The sequence below is a fragment of the [Clostridium] ultunense DSM 10521 genome, assembly GCF_000511955.1.
GTDB classification, from domain to species: domain Bacteria; phylum Bacillota; class Clostridia; order Tissierellales; family Tepidimicrobiaceae; genus Schnuerera; species Schnuerera ultunensis.
The window spans coordinates 7,321-27,896 of the sequence record NZ_AZSU01000009.1 but is presented as its reverse complement, the minus strand read 5'-3'; the positions used below and the strand labels follow the sequence as shown (position 1 = coordinate 27,896).

The 20,576-nt window shown below is 33.1% G+C and carries 18 protein-coding genes and 2 other annotated features; of the genes, 15 read left to right on the top strand and 3 right to left on the bottom strand.

The window, feature by feature from the left end; translation table 11 throughout:
- The coding region (locus CUL_RS17715; RefSeq protein ID WP_035143380.1) for an IS256 family transposase at positions 1-428 on the bottom strand (428 nt) is incomplete at its 3' end.
- Between the two features lie 127 nt (positions 429-555).
- Entirely contained in the window at positions 556-2,106 is a 1,551-nt protein-coding gene (ftsH, locus tag CUL_RS0115535) for an ATP-dependent zinc metalloprotease FtsH (RefSeq protein WP_005583877.1), read from the bottom strand.
- Positions 2,107-2,245: 139 nt separating this feature from the next.
- Between ftsH and pepV the strand changes: the two genes are divergently transcribed.
- The 14 genes from pepV to CUL_RS0115465 all read left to right on the top strand — a co-directional run bounded on the left by pepV (position 2,246) and on the right by CUL_RS0115465 (position 19,715).
- The gene (pepV, locus tag CUL_RS0115530; RefSeq protein WP_025642625.1) at positions 2,246-3,643 is read left to right on the top strand and encodes a dipeptidase PepV; all 1,398 of its coding nucleotides are present in this window, start codon (positions 2,246-2,248) and stop codon (positions 3,641-3,643) included.
- 76 nt (positions 3,644-3,719) lie between these two features.
- Positions 3,720-3,862 (top strand) — a sequence feature (ribosomal protein L20 leader region).
- Positions 3,863-3,865: 3 nt separating this feature from the next.
- Positions 3,866-4,393 (top strand): translation initiation factor IF-3, encoded by a 528-nt coding sequence (gene infC, locus CUL_RS17710; protein ID WP_051403578.1) that lies wholly within the window; start codon positions 3,866-3,868, stop codon positions 4,391-4,393.
- 18 nt (positions 4,394-4,411) lie between these two features.
- A complete protein-coding gene (rpmI, locus tag CUL_RS0115520) occupies positions 4,412-4,612 on the top strand; it encodes a 50S ribosomal protein L35 (RefSeq protein ID WP_005582116.1) in 201 nt (66 codons plus the stop codon).
- 37 nt (positions 4,613-4,649) lie between these two features.
- Complete coding sequence (gene rplT / locus CUL_RS0115515; RefSeq protein ID WP_005582114.1) at positions 4,650-5,000, top strand: 50S ribosomal protein L20; 351 nt, start codon at positions 4,650-4,652, stop codon at positions 4,998-5,000.
- Between the two features lie 98 nt (positions 5,001-5,098).
- Positions 5,099-6,442: a TrkH family potassium uptake protein gene (locus CUL_RS0115510; RefSeq protein ID WP_025642621.1), complete on the top strand. Its 1,344-nt coding sequence runs from the start codon at positions 5,099-5,101 to the stop codon at positions 6,440-6,442.
- 12 nt (positions 6,443-6,454) lie between these two features.
- Positions 6,455-7,111 (top strand): potassium channel family protein, encoded by a 657-nt coding sequence (locus CUL_RS0115505; protein WP_025642619.1) that lies wholly within the window; start codon positions 6,455-6,457, stop codon positions 7,109-7,111.
- Positions 7,112-7,114: 3 nt separating this feature from the next.
- Positions 7,115-7,912 (top strand): TrmH family RNA methyltransferase, encoded by a 798-nt coding sequence (locus tag CUL_RS0115500; RefSeq protein WP_005582112.1) that lies wholly within the window; start codon positions 7,115-7,117, stop codon positions 7,910-7,912.
- Between the two features lie 107 nt (positions 7,913-8,019).
- Positions 8,020-9,042, top strand: coding sequence for a phenylalanine--tRNA ligase subunit alpha (gene pheS, locus CUL_RS0115495; RefSeq protein WP_005582111.1), 1,023 nt, complete (start codon positions 8,020-8,022; stop codon positions 9,040-9,042).
- Positions 9,043-9,062: 20 nt separating this feature from the next.
- On the top strand, positions 9,063-11,456 hold the full coding sequence (gene pheT, locus CUL_RS0115490) for a phenylalanine--tRNA ligase subunit beta (protein ID WP_025642617.1): 2,394 nt from the start codon (positions 9,063-9,065) through the stop codon (positions 11,454-11,456).
- 93 nt (positions 11,457-11,549) lie between these two features.
- The gene (gene zapA / locus CUL_RS18175; RefSeq protein WP_005582109.1) at positions 11,550-12,119 is read left to right on the top strand and encodes a cell division protein ZapA; all 570 of its coding nucleotides are present in this window, start codon (positions 11,550-11,552) and stop codon (positions 12,117-12,119) included.
- A gap of 4 nt (positions 12,120-12,123) precedes the next feature.
- Positions 12,124-14,343 carry a U32 family peptidase gene (locus tag CUL_RS0115480; protein WP_005582107.1) on the top strand — a complete coding sequence of 740 codons (2,220 nt, stop codon included), beginning with the start codon at positions 12,124-12,126 and terminating at the stop codon, positions 14,341-14,343.
- 14 nt (positions 14,344-14,357) lie between these two features.
- Entirely contained in the window at positions 14,358-16,736 is a 2,379-nt protein-coding gene (locus tag CUL_RS0115475) for an endonuclease MutS2 (RefSeq protein ID WP_025642615.1), read from the top strand.
- 53 nt (positions 16,737-16,789) lie between these two features.
- Positions 16,790-16,991, top strand: a binding site (T-box leader).
- 43 nt (positions 16,992-17,034) lie between these two features.
- On the top strand, positions 17,035-18,735 hold the full coding sequence (gene argS / locus CUL_RS0115470) for an arginine--tRNA ligase (RefSeq protein ID WP_025642613.1): 1,701 nt from the start codon (positions 17,035-17,037) through the stop codon (positions 18,733-18,735).
- Positions 18,736-18,746: 11 nt separating this feature from the next.
- Positions 18,747-19,715 (top strand): hypothetical protein, encoded by a 969-nt coding sequence (locus tag CUL_RS0115465; RefSeq protein WP_005582101.1) that lies wholly within the window; start codon positions 18,747-18,749, stop codon positions 19,713-19,715.
- 28 nt (positions 19,716-19,743) lie between these two features.
- Here CUL_RS0115465 and CUL_RS0115460 read toward each other — a convergent pair whose 3' ends face one another.
- Positions 19,744-19,938, bottom strand: coding sequence for a hypothetical protein (locus CUL_RS0115460; protein WP_025642610.1), 195 nt, complete (start codon positions 19,936-19,938; stop codon positions 19,744-19,746).
- Positions 19,939-20,165: 227 nt separating this feature from the next.
- Here CUL_RS0115460 and CUL_RS17700 point away from each other — a divergent pair.
- On the top strand, positions 20,166-20,576 hold a 411-nt coding region (locus CUL_RS17700), incomplete at its 3' end, for a UPF0236 family transposase-like protein (protein ID WP_035143376.1).

Here is a 20,576-nt window from a genome sequence, read left to right as displayed (position 1 = left end):
TTTTTGCTAACCATATCTGCTGATACTTCAATTCCATAGAGATCCTTTACCTGGTCATGAATATCCCTAGTTGACATTCCTCTTGCATAAAGGGATATTATTTGTTCTTCTATACCTGATATATCCCTTGTATGTTTTGGAACTACTACTGGTTCAAATTCGCCATTTCTATCTCTTGGTATATCTAACTCAATTTCTCCAAAACGAGTGCTTACAGTCTTTTTCGTAGTACCATTTCTACGATTATCTGTATTTTTGTTCTTTTTATCTCCTTTTACATATCCTAATTCTACCTCTAATTCTGCCTCTAACATCTCTTGTAGTGCATCTTTAAACATTTCTTTAAGATATGTGTGGAGATCATTTACTGTTTTTAAATCTCCATCTACTATCATATTTCTTAAAACTTCCTTTGGTAAAGTTGCCATAAAAAATTCTCCTTTCTAGTTTTGGTCTTATTTAGATTCTTGCCAGAAAAGAGAATTTTATTTCCTAAAAGCACAAATTATTTTACACTACCTATTCACAAATCCATATGTTCTTGCTCATTTATGTTTATGTTGCACAATCCATTGGCTTTTCATATATTTTAAATATATCATCTAGTTCTTCGCTATTAATGGTTTCTTTTTCCATTAAGGTATTAGATACGTGATGGAGTATATCTTTATTTTCTTCTAATATTCTTAATGCTTCTTTATACCCTTTGTCTAGAATCTTCTTTATTTCAACCCTCAGCATTTCATAATTATGTTTAATATAGTGTTCATCAACAACCATGGGACCTAAAGAGCTCATACCGTAGCTACAAACCATTTCTCTTGCAATGCTAGTAGCCTTATCTAAGTCATCCTTTGCCCCTGTTGTTACCTCGTTAAATACTAACTGTTCTGCGCCTCGACCTGCTAATAAAGCTGATATTTTGTTCATCAATTCCTGTTCTGTCAACAGATACCTATCCTCATCGGGGAATTTTAATACATAACCTAAAGCCTGCCCTCTGGGTACAATTGAAATTTTTTGGACCATTTCTGTCTTAAGTACTTTAGCAACCAAAGCATGGCCTGCTTCGTGGATAGAAACGGTTTTTTTCTCTTTTAATAGAACTGTTGGGTTTTTAACTTCTAAACCTGCCAATACTCTTTCTATGGCTGCATCAAATTCTTCAATGCTAATCTTAGTTTTATTGTTCCTAACAGCTATAATAGCAGCTTCATTGGCTATATTAGCTAGTTCTGCTCCCGATAAACCATGGGTTTTCTTTGCAATATCTATTATATTGATGGATTTATCCAAAGGTTTATTCTTGGTATGGACTTCTAAAATCTGTTCTCGAGCTTTCATGTTTGGATTACCTACAAAGATGTGTCTGTCAAATCTTCCCGGTCTTAACAATGCTTCATCTAATAAATCTAGCCTATTGGTAGCACCAATTACTATAACCGTTTCATTAGTATTAAAACCATCCATTTCCACTAAAAGTTGATTTAAAGTTTGATCCTTTTCATTATTAGATTCTAAATTCCTCTTGGTGCCAATAGCATCTATTTCATCGATAAATATAATGCTTGGAGCCTCCTTCTTAGCCCTTTCAAATAGAGTTCTAACCCTTTTAGCCCCAACACCTACATATTTTTCAACGAATTCAGAACCACTGGCATAAAGAAAAATAGAATTGGTTTCTCCAGCTACTGCTTTTGCTAACAAAGTTTTTCCAGTACCTGGAGGTCCATAAAAGAGTATTCCCTTTGGAATTTTAGCACCCATTTTCCTATATTTATTAGAGTTATTAATAAAGTCTATAGTTTCTTGAAGCTCTTCTTTTATCTCTTCTAATCCTGCTACATCCTTAAAAGAAACATTGGATTTATCTCTTTCTTTATTAGCCACCTTTTCACTAGATAAAACGGAAGGAACCAACTGAGGTTTAGAATTTGACCTTACATAATAAATCAATAGAATTATAGTAACAGCCCAAATAGCCATCCTATCTCCTATCTTCACTTTACTCAATCCTGGTGATGGATAATACTTATCAAATAGAAGTATTGTAGACATAATAATACTGATTATTAAAACTATAAATATTAGTTTTTTTCTTTTCAATCTATCCCCACCTTCTTCTATATTTCTAAATTATAGTGTAACCATTTACATTTTTAATATAAAAAGAATCCTATTAAAAGTTGAAGGAAATAATATGTAAGGATATAATATTATTAACTAATGAAAATGAGGTGATCTAATGGAATTTATCAAATTAGTGGAAAGCTATAAGGAAGATATTATAAAATCCACTCAGGATATTATAAAGATTAAAAGTGTTGAAGAAGAGGCAAAACCCAATATGCCTTTTGGTGAAGGTCCATATAAAGCCTTAGAGTTTGCTTTAAATCTTTGTGAAGAAATGGGCTTTAAAACTAAAAATTTTGATGGTTATGCTGGCCATGCTGATTTAGGAAATGAAGAAGAAACAGTAGGTGTTTTAGTACATTTAGATGTGGTTCCTGAAGGCGATGGATGGACTTATCCACCTTATGGAGGAGAAATCCATGACGGCAAAATCTATGGAAGAGGAACTACTGATGATAAAGGTCCTGCTATTGCATGTATGTATGCTATGAAAGCTTTAAAAGAATCGGGGGTAAAGTTAAATAGAAAGATTAGAATAATATTTGGAACCAATGAAGAAACTGGTTGGGGTTGTATGAACTATTATTTTGATCATGAGAAAGCTCCAGATATGGCTTTTACACCAGATGCAGACTTTCCTGTTATATATGGAGAAAAGGGGATTATAGTATTTGATTTAGTAAAGAAAATTAACACCAATAATTGTAACGGATTAGTTATAGAAAGCATTAAAGGTGGCAATGCAGCTAATATGGTACCTGATTATTGTGAAGCTATATTGAAAGTAGAAGATCCATCTATAATAGAAGAAAAACTTATTAATTTTGTTGAAAACACTAAATACCCTATATCTTTGGAAAAAGAGGAGGATAAGATCAAACTAGTTGCTAAAGGTATATCTGCTCATGGTAGTACTCCAGAGAAAGGTGAAAACGCCATTTCCTATTTAATGGCCTTTTTAGCAAAGCTAATGACTGGAGAATGTGATATATGTGAGCTTATAAATATATATAACGATAGAATCGGATTTAGGCACCATGGGGAAGATATTGGATGTGGATTTGAAGACGATGTATCTGGAAAACTAAACTTCAATCCAGGGGTAATTAGAAGTAATGAAGAAGAAATAAGGTTGACCATAAATGTAAGATATCCAATTAAAAGCAGTGCTAAAGAAGTATACGATGGCATTAGGGCCAATTTACAAGGAACAGGAATTGATCTAGAAGAAGGAAATTCAGATATGAAGCCTTTATATATACCAAAGGACAATTTTTTAGTTGAAAAGCTTATGAGTGTATATAGGGATCAAACCGGGGATATAGGATCTCAACCTATTACCATAGGTGGAGGAACTTATGCTAGAGCTATGGAAAATGCTGTAGCCTTTGGGCCGGTATTCCCTGGACAAAAAGAAGTAGCTCATCAAAAAGATGAATTTATCTCAATTGAACATTTGATGAAAATAACTAAAATATATGCTCAAGCTTTATATGAATTGGCAAAATAGCAGGGAAAAGAAATAAAATAAAAAACATTTGACAAAACATTTATTCTAACATATAATATTTATGGTAGTTGAATATGAGAAAAAGTAGAAGTATCCGCTTCTCACCTTATAGCCAAGGCTCATAAGGTTACAATGATAGACAAGGTAGTTTCTAGTTAAACTATCTCATTCTATAGTGGGCTTTTAGCGGGTATTTTATACCCGCTTTTATTTTTTAAAAAAATTGGGAGGTGCAGTAATATTAAAGAACTTCAAATTAATGAAGAGATTAGGGAAAGGGAAGTAAGACTCATCGATGTAGATGGCAGTCAAGTAGGTGTAATGCCAACTAGGAAAGCATTGGAGATAGCTTTTGATAGGAAGCTAGACTTAGTAAAAGTGGCTCCAAACGCAAAACCGCCAGTATGTAGGATTATGGACTATGGAAAATATAAATATGAATTAGCTAAAAAGGAGAAGGAAGCTAAGAAGAATCAAAAGGTTATCAATGTTAAGGAAGTTAGAATGACACCTAATATTGAAGACCATGATCTAAAGGTAAAGGCAAATAGAGCCATGGATTTTCTAAAAAATGGAGATAAGGTAAAAGTAAGTGTAAGATTTAGGGGAAGAGAATTAGGCCATACTGACGCTGGAAAAGAGGTTTTGGCAAATTTTGCAGAGTTAACCTCTGAATGTGGAGTTATAGATAGACATCCTAAAATGGAAGGTAGAAATATGATTATGTATTTAGTTCCAAAAACTGAGTAAGTAAGGGAGGTAATATAAATGGCTAAAAAGGTAAAAATGAAAACACATAGAGGTGCAGCTAAAAGGCTTAAACGAACAGGAACAGGTAAAATTAGGAGATATAAAGCATATAAGAGTCATAAGACTGGAAAGAAATCTCCAAAGAGGATTAGAAACTTAAGGAAACCTGCATTAGTAAGTAAAGGAGACCAAAAGAGAATCGATTCGTTAATACCATAATATAATTAGAAATGGATATATAAGGGAGGTAGTTTAAATGGCAAGAGTAAAAAGCGGTGTAACTGCTAGAAAAAGACATAAAAAAGTATTGAAACAAGCAAAAGGATATTATGGTGCTAAAAGCAAATTGTATAGACCTGCTAACCAAGCAGTTATGAAATCATTGCACTATGCATATTCAGGACGCAAACAAAGAAAGAGAGATTTTAGAAAACTTTGGATTTCAAGAATAAATGCTGCAGCTAGATTAAATGGCATGAATTATAGTACATTTATCAATGGTCTAAAAAAAGCAAATATTGAAATCAACAGAAAAGTATTATCTGAAATGGCAATCCATGATCCAGAAGGCTTTTCAAAACTTGTTGAAATAGCAAAAGGTATGTAATTAAAAGTTCCGTCCTCGGAACTTTTTTGCTTCTTATATAATAGTTTAGAGCTATTTATGGTACAATATTTTTGGTTATAATTTTAGGGGGTTTATTCATGAGGACCGTTAAAAAAAATATAAAAAAATTTGAACTTAATCCTCCAAGAGTGCTAGCTTTAGGATTTGGCATTTTAATATTAGTAGGAGCCATATTATTAAACTTGCCCATAGCTACTAATACTGGAGAGAGTATTGGATTTGTAAATTCCTTATTTACTTCTGCTTCAGCAGTATGTGTTACTGGATTAGTAGTGGTTAATACTGCAGAGTATTGGTCTTTATTTGGTCAATTAGTTATACTAATTCTAATCCAAATGGGCGGTTTAGGTTTTATGACCATGGCTACAATTGTGGCCTTACTCATAGGCAAGAAGATAACCTTGAAAGAAAGGCTAATAATAAAAGAACAATTAAATCAAGAAACCATATCTGGACTTGTGAAGTTGACAAGATACGTTATATTCTCCACTTTTGTTATAGAAGGTCTAGGGGCGCTTCTGCTATCCACCAGATTCATACCTAAATATGGATTAGTTAAAGGTATATGGTTTTCCATATTTCATGCCATATCCGCCTTTTGTAATGCAGGGTTTGATATAATAGGAAATAGTATGGTACCCTTTGTAGGAGATTTTATAATCAATATGACCATAGCCCTGTTAGTCATTATAGGAGGAATGGGTTTTTCTGTTTACATCGACATATCTCGAAACCGCACCTTTAAAAAACTCCATCTCCATTCTAAGTTGGTACTTACTATTACAACTATATTGATTTTTACTGGAATGATAATATTTTACCTAATAGAGCAAAATAATTCAGACACTCTTTTAAATTTAACTAAAGGAGAAAAGTTTTTATCTGCTTTTTTTCAATCTGTCATAACTCGGACAGCTGGGTTTAATTCTGTAGATATTTCAATGTTACATGATACTACTGCCTTCATAATGATAATATTAATGTTTATTGGAGGGTCTCCAGGCTCTACAGCGGGAGGTATTAAAACTACAACCTTTGGTACCATAATATTGGCAACCCTATCGGTAGTTAAAGGGGATAAGGATGTAGTAGTATTCAAAAAGAGGTTAAATCAAAGCATCATAAACAGATCCTTAGCTATAGCAAGTATTGGGTTAGCTTTAATATTAGCAGTGTCAATTATACTAACTGTTACAGAGAATTCAACTTTCTTAGATTTACTTTTTGAAACTACTTCAGCCTTTGGAACTGTTGGATTATCAAGAGGTATAACATCAAATCTTTCTAATGTTGGGAAGATAATAATTGCCTTAACTATGTATACTGGCAGACTTGGTGCTCTAACTATGGCGTTTGCCTTTGCGCAAAATAAAAATCAATATCCCTATAGGTATTCAGAAGGGAATATAATGGTAGGATAGGAGGAATTAAATATGAAACAATTTGTCGTTATAGGATGTGGTAGATTTGGCTCCAGTGTTGCTACTACACTTAACAGTTTAGGTTATGAGGTATTGGCTATAGATGCAGATGAAGACAAGGTTCAGGATATATCAGAAAATGTAACTTATGCAGTACAGGCAGATGTTACTGATGAAAATATATTAAAGGAATTAGGCATAAGGAATTTCGATATGGTAATCGTCAGTATCGGCTCCAATTACCAGGCATCTATAATGGCTACATTAATAGCCAAAGAATTGGGTGTAAAAAAGGTGATAGCAAAGGCTCATGATGCTTTGCATGGTAAAGTCCTATCTAAAATTGGTGCCGATAAAATAATCTATCCAGAAAGAGATATGGGAGTTAGGGTTGCTCACAATTTAGTTTCATCCAATATATTAGATTTTATCGAGCTTTCTCCAGATTATAGCATATTGGAGGTCAACGCCTTAGAACAATGGGAAAACAAGACATTAAAGGAATTAAGACTCCCAAGTAGATTTGGCATTAATGTTATGGCGATTAAACGTGGTAAGGAAATAAATGTGTCTCCTTATGCCGATGATATGATATTAAAAGGTGATATACTAATAGTCATTGGAAGTACCCAGGATATTGAAAAAATTGAGAAGAATGCTGGTGATTAATCTATGATCTATATTACAAGTTCTTCCAACCCAACAATAAAAGAAGTCAAAAGTCTATATAGAAAAAAGGAACGCTGGGCAAAAAAATCCTTCTTAGTGGAAGGGATTAAAATAGTTGAAGAATGTATAGACAATAACTATCCTCTATCTAATATTATATTTTCTCATGAACTACGTAGTATAAGCGGGGGAGAGGGGCTATGGCAGAAGATTAGAACCTATGACCAATTGATAAAGGTTCCAGATAGGCTCTATAGAGAAATATCGGATATGGAAAATCCTCAAGGTGTAATGGCCATTGCAATATTTAAACAGAATTCTATTGAAGAAATTTATGATAAAGGCAATCCCTTTCTGCTGTTATTAGATCAAGTCCAAGACCCAGGCAATATGGGAACCATAATTAGAACTGCAGACGCTTTTGGCATAGACGGAATTATAGTTACAGAAGGCTGTGTAGATATCTATAACCCAAAGGTAGTAAGGTCTACTATGGGTTCCATATTTAGAGTGCCCATATATCATACTTTAGAAGGGAGAAAAATAATAGAAGAGTTGAAGAAGAAAAATCTCAAAATATATTCTACCTCCTTAAAGGGAGATAGATTCATTCAAGATGTTGATTTTAATAGGCCTTCATTACTGATTATTGGCAATGAATCCAAAGGGGTATCCCATTCTTTAGAGGTATTAGCTGATAATTTAATAAAAATACCTATGATAGGAGCCGCAGAATCCTTAAATGCAGCAATTGCATCATCTATTATAATGTATGAAGCAGTAAGGCAACGAAGGCAATAATTCTTGTAATTTAAGGTTATAGGTGCTATAATCTAGTAAATAGCTTGACTTTTAGACCTTTGTTTTTGAGAGTAGGTCTTGTTTTTTTACAAGAAAGGAGTCGTATTATGAAAGATAGGTTAAGTAAAATTAAAGAGGAAGCAATAGCTGACATTAAATCTTTAAGTAATTTAGAAAGTCTAGAAAATATAAGGATAAAGTATATGGGGAAAAAAGGAGAATTGACATCAGTGCTACGGGAGATGGGAAAACTTACCAAAGAAGAAAGGCCAGTTATTGGCCAAATGGCCAATGAAATTAGACAGGAGATCGAACAAGAGCTATCGGAGGCTAGAGAAAGATTTAAGGAAAAGCTGAAGGAAGAGAGAATTGAGAAGGAAAAGATAGATATTACCATAACCAAAAAGACTAGAAAACTAGGTCATCGCCATCCTCTAGTGGCCACCATAGAAGAACTGGAGAATCTATTTATTAGCATGGGATTTAGCGTAGTAGAAGGGCCAGAAATAGAAACAGTAGAATATAATTTTGACGCTTTAAATTCTCCAGAAAACCATCCATCAAGGGATTTATCCGATACATTCTATATAACAGAAGATATCCTTCTAAGAACCCATACATCGCCAGTCCAGATAAGAGCTATGAAAACCATGAAACCGCCATTGAAGATAGTTTCTGCAGGTAGGACCTTTAGATTCGATGATGTAGATGATACCCATTCCCCTATGTTTCATCAATTAGAGGGATTGGTAATCGATGAAAAGGTTACTATGGCCAATTTAATGGACACCATAGATATATTTATTAAACAATTGTTTGGGAAAGATATGAAAACTAGATTTAGGCCTCACCATTTTCCATTTACAGAACCTAGTGCAGAAGTAGACGTATCCTGCTTTAGTTGTAAAGGGGAAGGTTGCCCTACATGTGACGGTACTGGCTGGAGTATGGAGCTGCTGGGTTGTGGAATGGTACATCCAAAGGTTTTGGAAAACTGTGGTATAGATCCAGAAAAATATAGTGGATTTGCCTTTGGAATGGGTATCGATAGGATTACCATGGTGAAATATGGAATAAACGATATACGATTATTATTTGAAAATGATAATAGATTTTTAGAACAATTTTAATTAGTTTGAGGAGGGAAGCAATGTTTTTACCCGTAAAATGGTTAAAAGAGTATGTAAATTTAGATGTGGATACTAAAGTATTAGCAGATGAACTTACTCTATCTGGCTCCCATGTGGAATCCATTATTTCACTAGATAGGGGCATTAAAAAGGTAGTAGTAGGTAGAATAGAAAAAATAGAGAAACATGAAGATGCAGATAAATTATTAATAGTTATGGTAAATATTGGCGAGGAAACCATACAAATAGTCACTGGCGCAACCAACCTAAGAGTAGGAGATTATGTACCTGTTGCTTTAATTGGAGCAAAACTTCCAAAGGATATTTACATAGAGAAAACCAAATTTAGAGGAGTAGAATCCTATGGTATGCTTTGTTCTTTAAAGGAATTAGGCTATGAAGATAATGTTATTCCAAAACTCCACAGAGATGGTATTTTTGTGATGGAAAAAGAATACCCATTGGGAACTCCCATAGATAAAATACTTGGTCTACATGGAGAAATAATCGAGTTGGAGATAACTCCAAATAGACCCGATTGTTTAAGTATAATAGGTATGGCCAGAGAAACGGCTGCCACCTTTGATAGAGAATTGAAATTACCCGAAATAATGATAAAAGATGAAGTTGAAGATATAAAAGATTACTTAGAATCCATAGAGGTAGATGGAGAACTTTGTAATAGATATTATGCTAGAGCAATTAAAGATATTGAGATAAAAGAATCTCCACTATGGCTTCAAATCTATCTGATGGAAGCGGGTGTAAGGCCTATTAATAATATAGTGGATATAACCAATTTTGTTATGCTGGAATTTGGTCAACCACTCCATGCTTTCGATTTAGATAAACTGAAAAACAAGCAGATTTTAGTCAGAAGGGCAAAAGATGAAGAAAAGATTAGAACCATAGATGATCAGGAGAGAATCCTTACTAACGAAAATCTTGTTATAACCGATGGAGAAAATCCAATTGCTATAGCTGGAGTTATGGGGGGAATGGACTCAGAGGTTACAGAAGAAACTACTACTGTATTATTGGAATCTGCCAATTTTAACAGCAAATCTATTCGATTAACCTCTAAACAGCTTAATCTAAGGACAGAAGCTTCTTCTAGGTTTGAAAAGGGTATGGATCCTAACCTTTGTAAAATAGCTGCCGAAAGGGCTTGCCAATTAATAGAACAAATTGGAGCTGGAAAAGTAGTAAAGGGTCATATGGATGTCTATGAAAATGTGAGGAAAGGAAAAACAATCCAATTAAGACCAGAAAAAGTTAACAATTTACTAGGGACCGATTTAACTGTAGAAGAAATGATAGACTATTTGGAAAGGTTGGATTTAAAAACTAGTTTAAATGGGAACATAATAGATGTGAAAGTACCTACCTATAGATTAGATTTAAATTTAGAGGCAGACTTAATAGAAGAAATAGGAAGATTACATGGGTTCCATAATATTCCTATCCAACCTTTAGTAGGAGTTTTAACAAGAGGAGAAAAGCCTTATAGTCGAATAGTATCAGATAAAGCTAGTTCAATTCTACAGGGATTGGGATTAAATGAGGTTATAACTTATTCTTTCATTAGTCCTAAAGTATATGATAAAATAAAAGTAGAACTGGATAGCAAATTGAGGGATTATATAAAATTAATAAATCCCCTTGGGGAAGATTATAGCGTAATGAGGACTACTTTAATTCCGAATATGCTAGATATTTTAAGCAGAAACTATAATTATGGAGTAAAGGAATGCTTCCTATATGAAATAGGAAATATCTTTATCCCTAAGGAATTACCTTTAAATGAACTTCCCAAAGAAGAAAAAACCCTATCCATAGGCATGTATGGAAATGTAGATTTCTATGATTTAAAGGAAGTAGTAGTAACCCTATTGGGAAGGCTAGGAATAAAGGATCTAGAATATATAAAGGAAGACAAGAATCCAACCTTCCACCCAAATAGGACTGGTAATCTTCTATTAAAAAGGGAAAAAATTGGTGTATTAGGAGAAATACACATGGATGTGCTGGAAAACTATGATATAGAAACTAGAGTATATATAGCCCAATTAAACTTCGATACTATAGTTAAGGAGGCTATTCTAGATAAAAAATATAGACCTCTACCTAAATATCCAGCCATCCTAAGGGATATAGCAGTAGTAGTAGATAGTAATGTATTAGTTGGAGATTTGGAAAAGATAATTTTGGAAAATGGAGAAGGGTTAGTTGAAAAGGTAGAATTATTTGATGTTTATGAAGGGAAACAAATAGATGAGGGTAAGAAAAGTATAGCCTTTTCTATAGTCTATAGGTCCTTCGAAAGGACTTTAAAAGATGAAGAAGTAAATATAGTTCATCAAAGGATAATTGAGGATTTGGAAAATAGATTAGATGCTAAACTTAGGGGTTAAGGGGCATGTTTATTATTTTTAAAAAAAATAGAGGATTATGAAGAATTGTGTAGAATACCTAGTTAAAGATAATAAAAAGGGAGAGGATAAGTTATGACGGAGAAAAACAAAACTAATGTTCTAATTGATGGTCGTAACTTTACGGTAATTGGGAACGGATCTGATGAGTATGTTCATAAATTGGCTGCCTATGTGGATAAGAAGATAAAAGATATGACAAATAAAAATGAAAGATTGAGTAGCTCCATGGCTGCAACTTTGGCTGCTCTAAATATCTCTGATGAACTATATAGATCTAATAGAGAATTAGAAATGTTAAAAAATAAATCTAAAATACCTATGGAAAATTATGAAAACATCCTAAAGCAATTAAAAGAGATGAAAAGGAAGAATGAAGAATTGGAGATGGATTGTAATATTTATAAAGATGAGTTGTTGGATATGCGGAGAGAAAATGAACGGTTAAATAGGGAAATTGAGAATTACATCCAAGCCTTAAAATTGAAGGAAAAGGAATTACAGGATAGCCAAAATATGATCAAAAAGCTCCAGGATAAAGTATTCGATAGCCAGATACAATTAATAGAAAGTAAAAAGGAATTAGAGGAAGCATTAAAATTGTACGATAAGGAAAAAAATATATTTAATAGGGAGGAAGTATAGTTAAGTGTTAAACGAAAAGGTAGAATTACTAGCTCCTGTTGGTAGTGTGGAAAGTCTATTTGCAGCTGTAGAAAATGGTGCAGATGCAGTTTATCTGGGGGGCAAACTATTCAATGCAAGACAATTTGCTTCAAATTTTGACTATGAAGAATTAAAATCTGCAGTAGAATATGCCCATCTAAGAAATGTAAAGGTATATATAACTGTTAATATATTGGTAGATGATAGGGAAATGAGAAAAACCTTAGATTATGTAAAATATCTATACGAGATAGATGTTGATGGGATAATTGTACAGGATTTAGGTCTTGCTTCCGTGGTCAGGGAACTTTTCCCTGATCTTCCCTTACATGGCAGTACCCAGATGACTATAAACAATTTACCAGGGGCTATTTTTTTGCAAAATTTAGGATTTGAAAGGGTAGTATTAGCAAGGGAGACCCCCTTAGAGGAAATAAAAAATATCCATGAAAATTCGGATATAGAACTAGAAGGATTTGTCCATGGAGCCTTATGCGTTTCCTACTCAGGCCAATGTTTGATGAGTAGCATTATAGGGGGCAGAAGTGGAAACCGGGGAACCTGTGCCCAGCCCTGTAGAATGGCCTATGATATAATCCGCTATGATAAAGACCAAAGTCTATCAGAACAATGGAATAAAAAATATGCATTAAGTCCGAGAGATTTAAATACGATAGAATATTTAGATACCATAATAAATAGTGGAATAATCTCTTTGAAAATTGAAGGTAGAATGAAAAGGCCAGAATATGTAGCAACGATAGTTAAAAATTATAGAAAAGCCTTAGATTTTGGAATAAATAGCATCACTGGGGAAGACAAGGATGATATACTCCAAATTTTCAATCGGGACTTTACCAAAGGAATAATGTTAAAGGAATTTGGTAGGAAATTCATCTCCTATGATAGGCCAGATAATAGGGGAAACCCTAGTGATAAACTATTAATTAAAGCAAAGGAGTCCTATCAGGATAGCAATATAAAATACCCTGTCCAAGTGGAGATAAATATATCCATTGGAAAACCAGCTGAGTTAATTGTAAAATATAAAATAGATAGCTTTAGGGTAGAATCCGAATATATAGTTGAAAAAGGGAAGAAGGTAATCTTAACAAAAGAAAGGGTATTAGACCAATTATCCAAATTAAACGACACAGTATATTATATAGAAAAAGCTAATATCTATTTAGAGGAAGAATCTTTCCTACCCATTAGTGTTATAAATGGTCTCAGAAGGGATGCCATAGAAAAGCTCGATAGTAAGCGTAAAAATTTTAACAATAGAAAACCTATTTTCAATAAGGAATATGAAGCTAAAATCCAAAAATACTTTAATTTCACCAAAAAAGAAAGAGAAAAGGGAAATAAAATCAGCATTTCTTTAGCGGATGAAAATCATTTTAACCAGATAGATCTAACCAAATTAGATAGAGTATATATTGGATTCCAAAAAGGATTAAAAGAAGCATTAACAAAGGTTAAGGAAGCTGGGAAAGAAGCTTTTCTTTTGACGGATAAAATTTTATATAAAGAGGATTTAGACAAACTAAAGCCCCTAATTAAATTTTTAGAAGAGGTAATAGATGGAATTTCTGTTTCTAATTTAGGAACTCTCCAATGGGTTAAGAATAATTTCAATTTAGATATTCATGGAAATATAGGCTTAAATATATTTAATAGTTTTACAGTAACCAAATTGAAAAAAATAGGTTTAAAAAGCTTAACCCTGTCTCCAGAATTAAATATGAAACAGATAGATGAAATATGTACTAAAGGTTCTGTTGATTACGAAACCATTGGTTACGGTTATCTACCTTTAATGACAACTAAACATTGTCCCATGTCCTTAGTAAAGGATTGTAAGGATGATTCCAATTGTAATAATTGCTCCTTTAGTAAAGGCTATGGCCTTAAGGATAGGAAAGGCATGAACTTCTATATGGAAAGAAGAAGAGGTACTACAACCATTTATAATAGTGTCCCCCTCATGGTATTAGACAGTATTGAACAAATATATAGAAGTGGAGTAAATATGGTAAGATTAGACTTTACCTTTGAGAAGGAAAATATAAAAGAAATACAGGAAATATATTATGATTATGCCAAAGGCATGGTTTCAGAAAAAGAAGTAATGGAATATGTTGAAGGGTATAGAAAGGAAAGGGAAATAACCAAAGGCCATTACTTTAGAGGGGTCATATAATTTGAGGTGAGAATATGAATGAAAAAACATTTAGAGTACTAGAATATAAGAAAATCGTTGAAAAACTAGCGGAAAAGGCAGAATCAGAGCTAGGAAAAAAGATGGTAAAGGAAATAAAACCTTCAATATCCTTAGAAGAGGTAGAATATCTTCAAAGAGAAACAAAAGAAGCCTTAGAATTAATAATGAAGAATGGGAATCCGCCTCTCTTTGGTATATTCGATATATCTCATGAATTGAAAATGGCCGAAATAGGTGGAACTTTGAATCCAAATAATTTACTAAAGGTTTCAGACTCCCTTAGGGTATCAAGAAGTTTGAAGAAATATATGAAGGAATTAAAAGAAGAAGAGACGATCAAATTCCCAATCCTTCAAGGATTAATTAGTAGCTTAAGGGCTCTAAAATTTATTGAAGATGAAATAAACAATGCAATAATAAATGAAAACGAAATATCTGATAACGCCAGCCCTACTTTGAGAAACATTAGAAGGCAGATAATAAATAAGAATGAATCTATAAGGAATAGATTAAACTCTATTATAAGCTCTCCCAAGTATAAGAAGTTCTTGCAGGATAGTATAGTTACCATGAGGGAAGGTAGATATGTAGTACCTATAAAACAGGAAAACAAGGCTTATTTTCCAGGATTAGTCCATGACCAGTCCTCCAGTGGTGCCACCCTTTTTGTAGAGCCTATGGCAGTAGTTGAACTAAACAATGAACTAAGAGAGCTGGAGATAAAGGAAAGGGAAGAAATAGAGAGAATCCTTAAAGAACTATCAGCCTTAGTAGCTGAAGAGGCGAAAAATATAAGGAATAATCAAAATATATTACAGCGATTGGATTTCATATTTGCTAAAGGCAAATTGGCTCTAGAAATGGACGGGACTAAACCCCTATTGAATAAGAGTGGTTATATTGATATTAAACAAGCTCGCCATCCTCTTCTAGAACCAAAAGAGGTAGTCCCTATAGATATATATTTAGGGAAAGGCTTTAATACTTTGGTAATTACAGGCCCAAATACAGGTGGAAAAACAGTAACGTTGAAAACTGTTGGACTACTTACCTTAATGGCCCAATCTGGCATCCATATCCCAGCGGATTTTAATTCTCAAATTGGAGTTTTTGATCAAATATTTGCCGATATTGGAGATGAACAGAGTATAGAGCAGTCTTTGAGCACCTTCTCTTCTCATATGACCAATATAGTTGATATATTAGACAAGGTTGAACAGAATAGCCTAATCCTATTTGATGAACTGGGAGCAGGTACTGACCCAACAGAAGGAGCAGCTTTAGCTATGTCTATTTTGGATCATCTATTAAAATTAAATATTAGAACTATAGCCACCACCCATTATAGTCAGCTTAAAATCTACGCTTTAACTACTGATAGGGTAAGAAATGCTTCTGTGGAATTTGATGTAGAAACCTTAAGTCCAACCTATAGGTTATTGATAGGTGTTCCTGGAAAATCCAACGCCTTTGAAATATCAAAAAGGCTTGGATTACAAGGTTATATAATCAATCATGCTAAAACTTTAGTATCTAAGGAAAATGTAGAATTTGAAGATGTACTCCAAGCCATTGATAAGGATAGAAAGATTATAGAAGAAAATCGATTTGAGGCAGAAAGACTAAAGAGCGAAGTAGAAAAACTTAAAGAAGAATTGAGCAAAGAAAAGGAAAAGACTAAAGCTGAAAGGGAGAAGATAATCACTAGAGCTAAAGAAGAAGCTAGGAGTATCTTAAGGGCTGCAAGGGAAGAATCGGATCAGATAGTTAGCCAGTTGAGAGAGATATCTACTGAAATAGAAAAGGATAGGAATAAAAGAATTCATGAAGCCCAAGAAAAATTAAAATCTAGCCTGGATCATGTGGAAAGTTCCCTAGCTCAAAATGTATTAAATGTAAAATCTAAAAAAGTACCTAAAAATTTAAAAATAGGTGAAACGGTAGAAGTGTTATCGTTAAACCAAATAGGAAATGTATTAGAGCTCCCTGATGAAAATGGAAATGTTCAGGTTCAAGTAGGGATTATGAAGGTAAATGTCCATATTTCTACCTTGAGACGGGCAGAGGAAGTGGAATCGGAAAAAACCTATACTAGCACCAAAAAAATCATTAAATCCAAATCCTCAAATATAAAAAATGAAATAGATTTAAGAGGCAGTACCTTAGACGAAGCCCTATTAGATCTAGACAAATATATAGATGATGCCTATATAGCAGGTCTAAAGGAAGCTTATATTATCCACGGAAAAGGCACTGGAGTATTACGAGAAGGTATAAAATCCTATGTAAAAGGGCATAAAAATGTTAAATCCTTTAGAAGTGGAAAATACGGAGAAGGTGGAGAAGGAGTTACAGTTATAGAACTTAAATAACCCTTGAATTATTTGCATAATTATTGTATATTATAGATTAATAACCAAATATTTAAAAGCCTTTGAAAGGGAGAGTAGAATATATTCCTTTGTTTTAGCGAGCTGGGATGGTGGGAGCCAGTATAAAGCTATATTCGAAGAGGACCCTTGAGGATATATCTGAAACAGAGTAGGATATTACGTTAGTTGCGTTAAAAACTTCGAGTGGGCCATGGCCAACAAGAGTGGTAACACGGGATAGCTCTCGTCTCTTATTTAGGGATGGGAGCTTTTAATATTTAATGAGGGAGGTAATAAAATGATTGATTTTAAAAAGGAAGTTGCAAATTCTATCCTTCAAGTGGTAAAGGATTTAAATGAAGAAGAAATTGAATCTTTAATAGAAATTCCACCAAATTATGATATGGGAGACTATGCCTTTCCATGTTTTAGACTAGCAAAAACCTTTAGAAAGGCTCCCAATATAATAGCAGAAGAACTGTCAAAGAAAATTGAAATAGGAGATTATTTTGAGAAAATTGAAAATGTTGGCCCCTATATTAACTTCTTTATTAGCAAGGCCAAGTTGACCGAAACAGTACTAGAAAGTATAGCTGAGGAGAAAGAAAAATTTGGTTCCACAAATATAGGAAAAAATAGAACCGTATTAGTAGAATTTTCCTCACCTAATATAGCTAAACCCTTCCATATAGGTCATATTAGAACTACCGTCATAGGAAATGCAATCGAGAAGGTATTTAAATTCCAAGGTTTTAAGACGGTAAGGTTAAACCATTTAGGGGACTATGGAACCCAATTTGGAATGCTCATTGCAGCCTATAAAAAATGGGGAGATATGAAGGTAATAGAAGAAGACCCGATAAATGAACTATTAAAACTATATGTTAAATTCAATGATGAAGCAGAAAAAGATGAAAGCTTAAGAGATGAAGCTAGGTATTGGTTCAAAGAGCTAGAAAGTGGAAATGAAGAAGCCTTAGAATTGTGGCAATGGATAAGAGATATTAGTTTAAAGGAGTTTAATAAGGTATACGATTTATTAAATATCCAATACGATTCTTATGCAGGAGAAAGTTTCTATTCCGATAAAATGCCTAGAGTTATAGAGGAATTAGAAGAAAAAGGTTTATTAAAAGAATCCCAAGGAGCCTCTATAGTAGATTTAGAACCCTATGGCATGCCTCCAGCCCTAATTAAGAAATCTGATGGTTCGACGCTATATATAACCAGGGATATAGCAGCAGCCATATATAGAAAGGAACATTACGATTTCTATAAAAATATTTACGTAGTTGCATCCCAACAAAATCTTCATTTTAAACAATGGATTAAAGTTATTGATTTAATGGGATACGACTGGGCTTATGACTGTGTTCATATTCCATTTGGAATGGTAAGTTTAGAAGATGGCACTTTATCCACAAGGCAAGGAAGGGTAGTATTCTTAGAGGATGTATTAAATAAAGCCATTGAAAGTACTAAAAAGATAATAGAGGATAGAAATCCAGATTTGGAAAATAAAGAAGAAGTAGCAAAACAAGTAGGGGTTGGAGCTATTGTATTCCAAGAATTATTCAACAATAGAATAAAAGACTATGTATTTAGCTGGGAGAGAACCCTTAGTTTCGAAGGAGAAACTGGTCCCTATGTTCAATATACCCATGCAAGAGCCAATAGCCTTTTGGAAAAAGGCGAGTTTAAATTAGAAGATGAAGTGGATTATAGATTTCTTAAAGAAGAAGACGAAATAAACTTAATTCGGTTACTGTATAATTTTCCTAAAGCCGTATTAGATGCATTAGAAAAATATGAGCCTTCTTTTGTAACGAGACATATAGTAGAAGTAGCAAAAGCCTTTAACAAATTCTATAATAGTTGTCCAATTTTATCAGCAGAAGAAGGATTGAAAAAGGCTAGATTGAATTTAGTCTATGCAGCTAAAACCGTTATAAAGACTGGCTTGTCATTGCTTGGAATAGAAGCTCCAAATAAAATGTAGGAGTAGATAGAATGGAATTAGAAAGAGTTATATATCCTCTGATGGTTACATTTGATGAAGATATTAATAAAAACGATGGGCCATCCCATATTACCGATCTAATAATATTAACTATAAAATCTTTAATACCATCAGAGGAATCTGTAAGAGTAGATATAGACTATACTAGATATGAAGAGGAAATTAAACTTTGGAAATACTATAGACATGGGGAGAATCCTTCTTTGATGAATGTATTAGATGGAACAGACCCTAATGTCTATTGGGAGGGCAAAGACGATACCTTATATTATCGTTTAATTCCCATTATATTAGCTAATAAGGATTTTGGTCCAGTTAGACAAGAGGTAATAAAGAATACCCTATTTACTATTGGAAATATAGAAGCTCTAATTGAGGGAATATTACTATCAAAGTTAATCTATTGTCTTATCATAGGAAAAGAGAACATACTTAATGAATTGAAGGAAGAAGTAATAAACTTCTCCCAAATCGAGTTTATAGAAGAATATAGGGAATTCTTTAGGATTCCCTATGAAGAATATAAAGGAAAATATCCTATTGAATTTGAACAAAATAAGATTTATGCTTTAAATACTCTAAACCTATTTTTTACCAGAAGATTTAAAGCCTTAGAAGATTGTCTAAAAATCTTATTAAACAAGGAGAAGGCTAGTACAATTTTAGGCAAATCTGTAGAATTCTATGTAGACGGTAATTCCAATAACCAACTTCAGCTAGATAGTTATTATTATGAACTGGGAAACTATATTTACAATTTAAGGAATGGAAGAATCGACCCAAAACTTTTAAAAATTGACAAATATCACCTACCAAATATATTTGAATTTCAGGAAGGTGAAGTTTTCTACCATTCTCTATTGAATAAATCTAAAGTTATTAAGAGACAAGAAATAGATGGGAAAGTAATTATTCATCTAAAAACTAAATCTGGTATATATAGACTCATAAATGATTAGAACCTTCCCGCGGGGAAGGTTTACTCTATTATCTATTTAAATATTCCACAAATTCTTCCTCTGAACTATCAGCCAAAGCACTTAATTCTTTAACAATACTATCCCTTAGATCGATAAAAGCTTCAATCTTTGTATGGGTACCTGTATATTCTAAGGCTTCAATAATCATTAACATATCTTCTTTGGACATTTCCTGGATTGATATTTTGTCGAATTCTCTCATTTAATAACCCCTTTCATATATTGTTATCTATTATTCTATTTTATACTATATACTATTCTATACTTTTTTTAAGAAACCTTCAATATGACAGAATAAGACGTTAGTGTATAATTTTTGTAGGCATTAGATATATAACTGAAAAAGGGAAGACCTTTTAAGTGGCCTTCCCAATGCATAGTCAATCCGTTATAATGTAGTTAAGGACAACACATTAAGGAGGAAAGACTGTGCATATATTAAGTGTAAACCATAATGAACTTGATTTCAAGACTATTGAAGAAGAAATATATAAAACTGTTTGTAAGGTAGCCTGTGGAATTATGAAAGATATATTAGAAAAAATTGATTTGATGTTACTAGCCAAGAGGGATACTGAAAAATATCGAAATAAAGGATTCAGGAGAACCTGTATACACACAATTATGGGTGAAGTAGAGTATGAAAGAAGAATCTATCAAACCGAAGATAATGATGGGAAGAGTATGCATGTATACCTACTAGACCAATATTTAAAAAAAGAAACCATAGGCCATGTATCTAGTAATCTAGCTGAAAAGATAGTAGAAAATGTATTAGAACAATCCTATAGAAAATCAGCAAAAAATATAGAAAGCAATGTAGTCATAGTAGCCTATCAC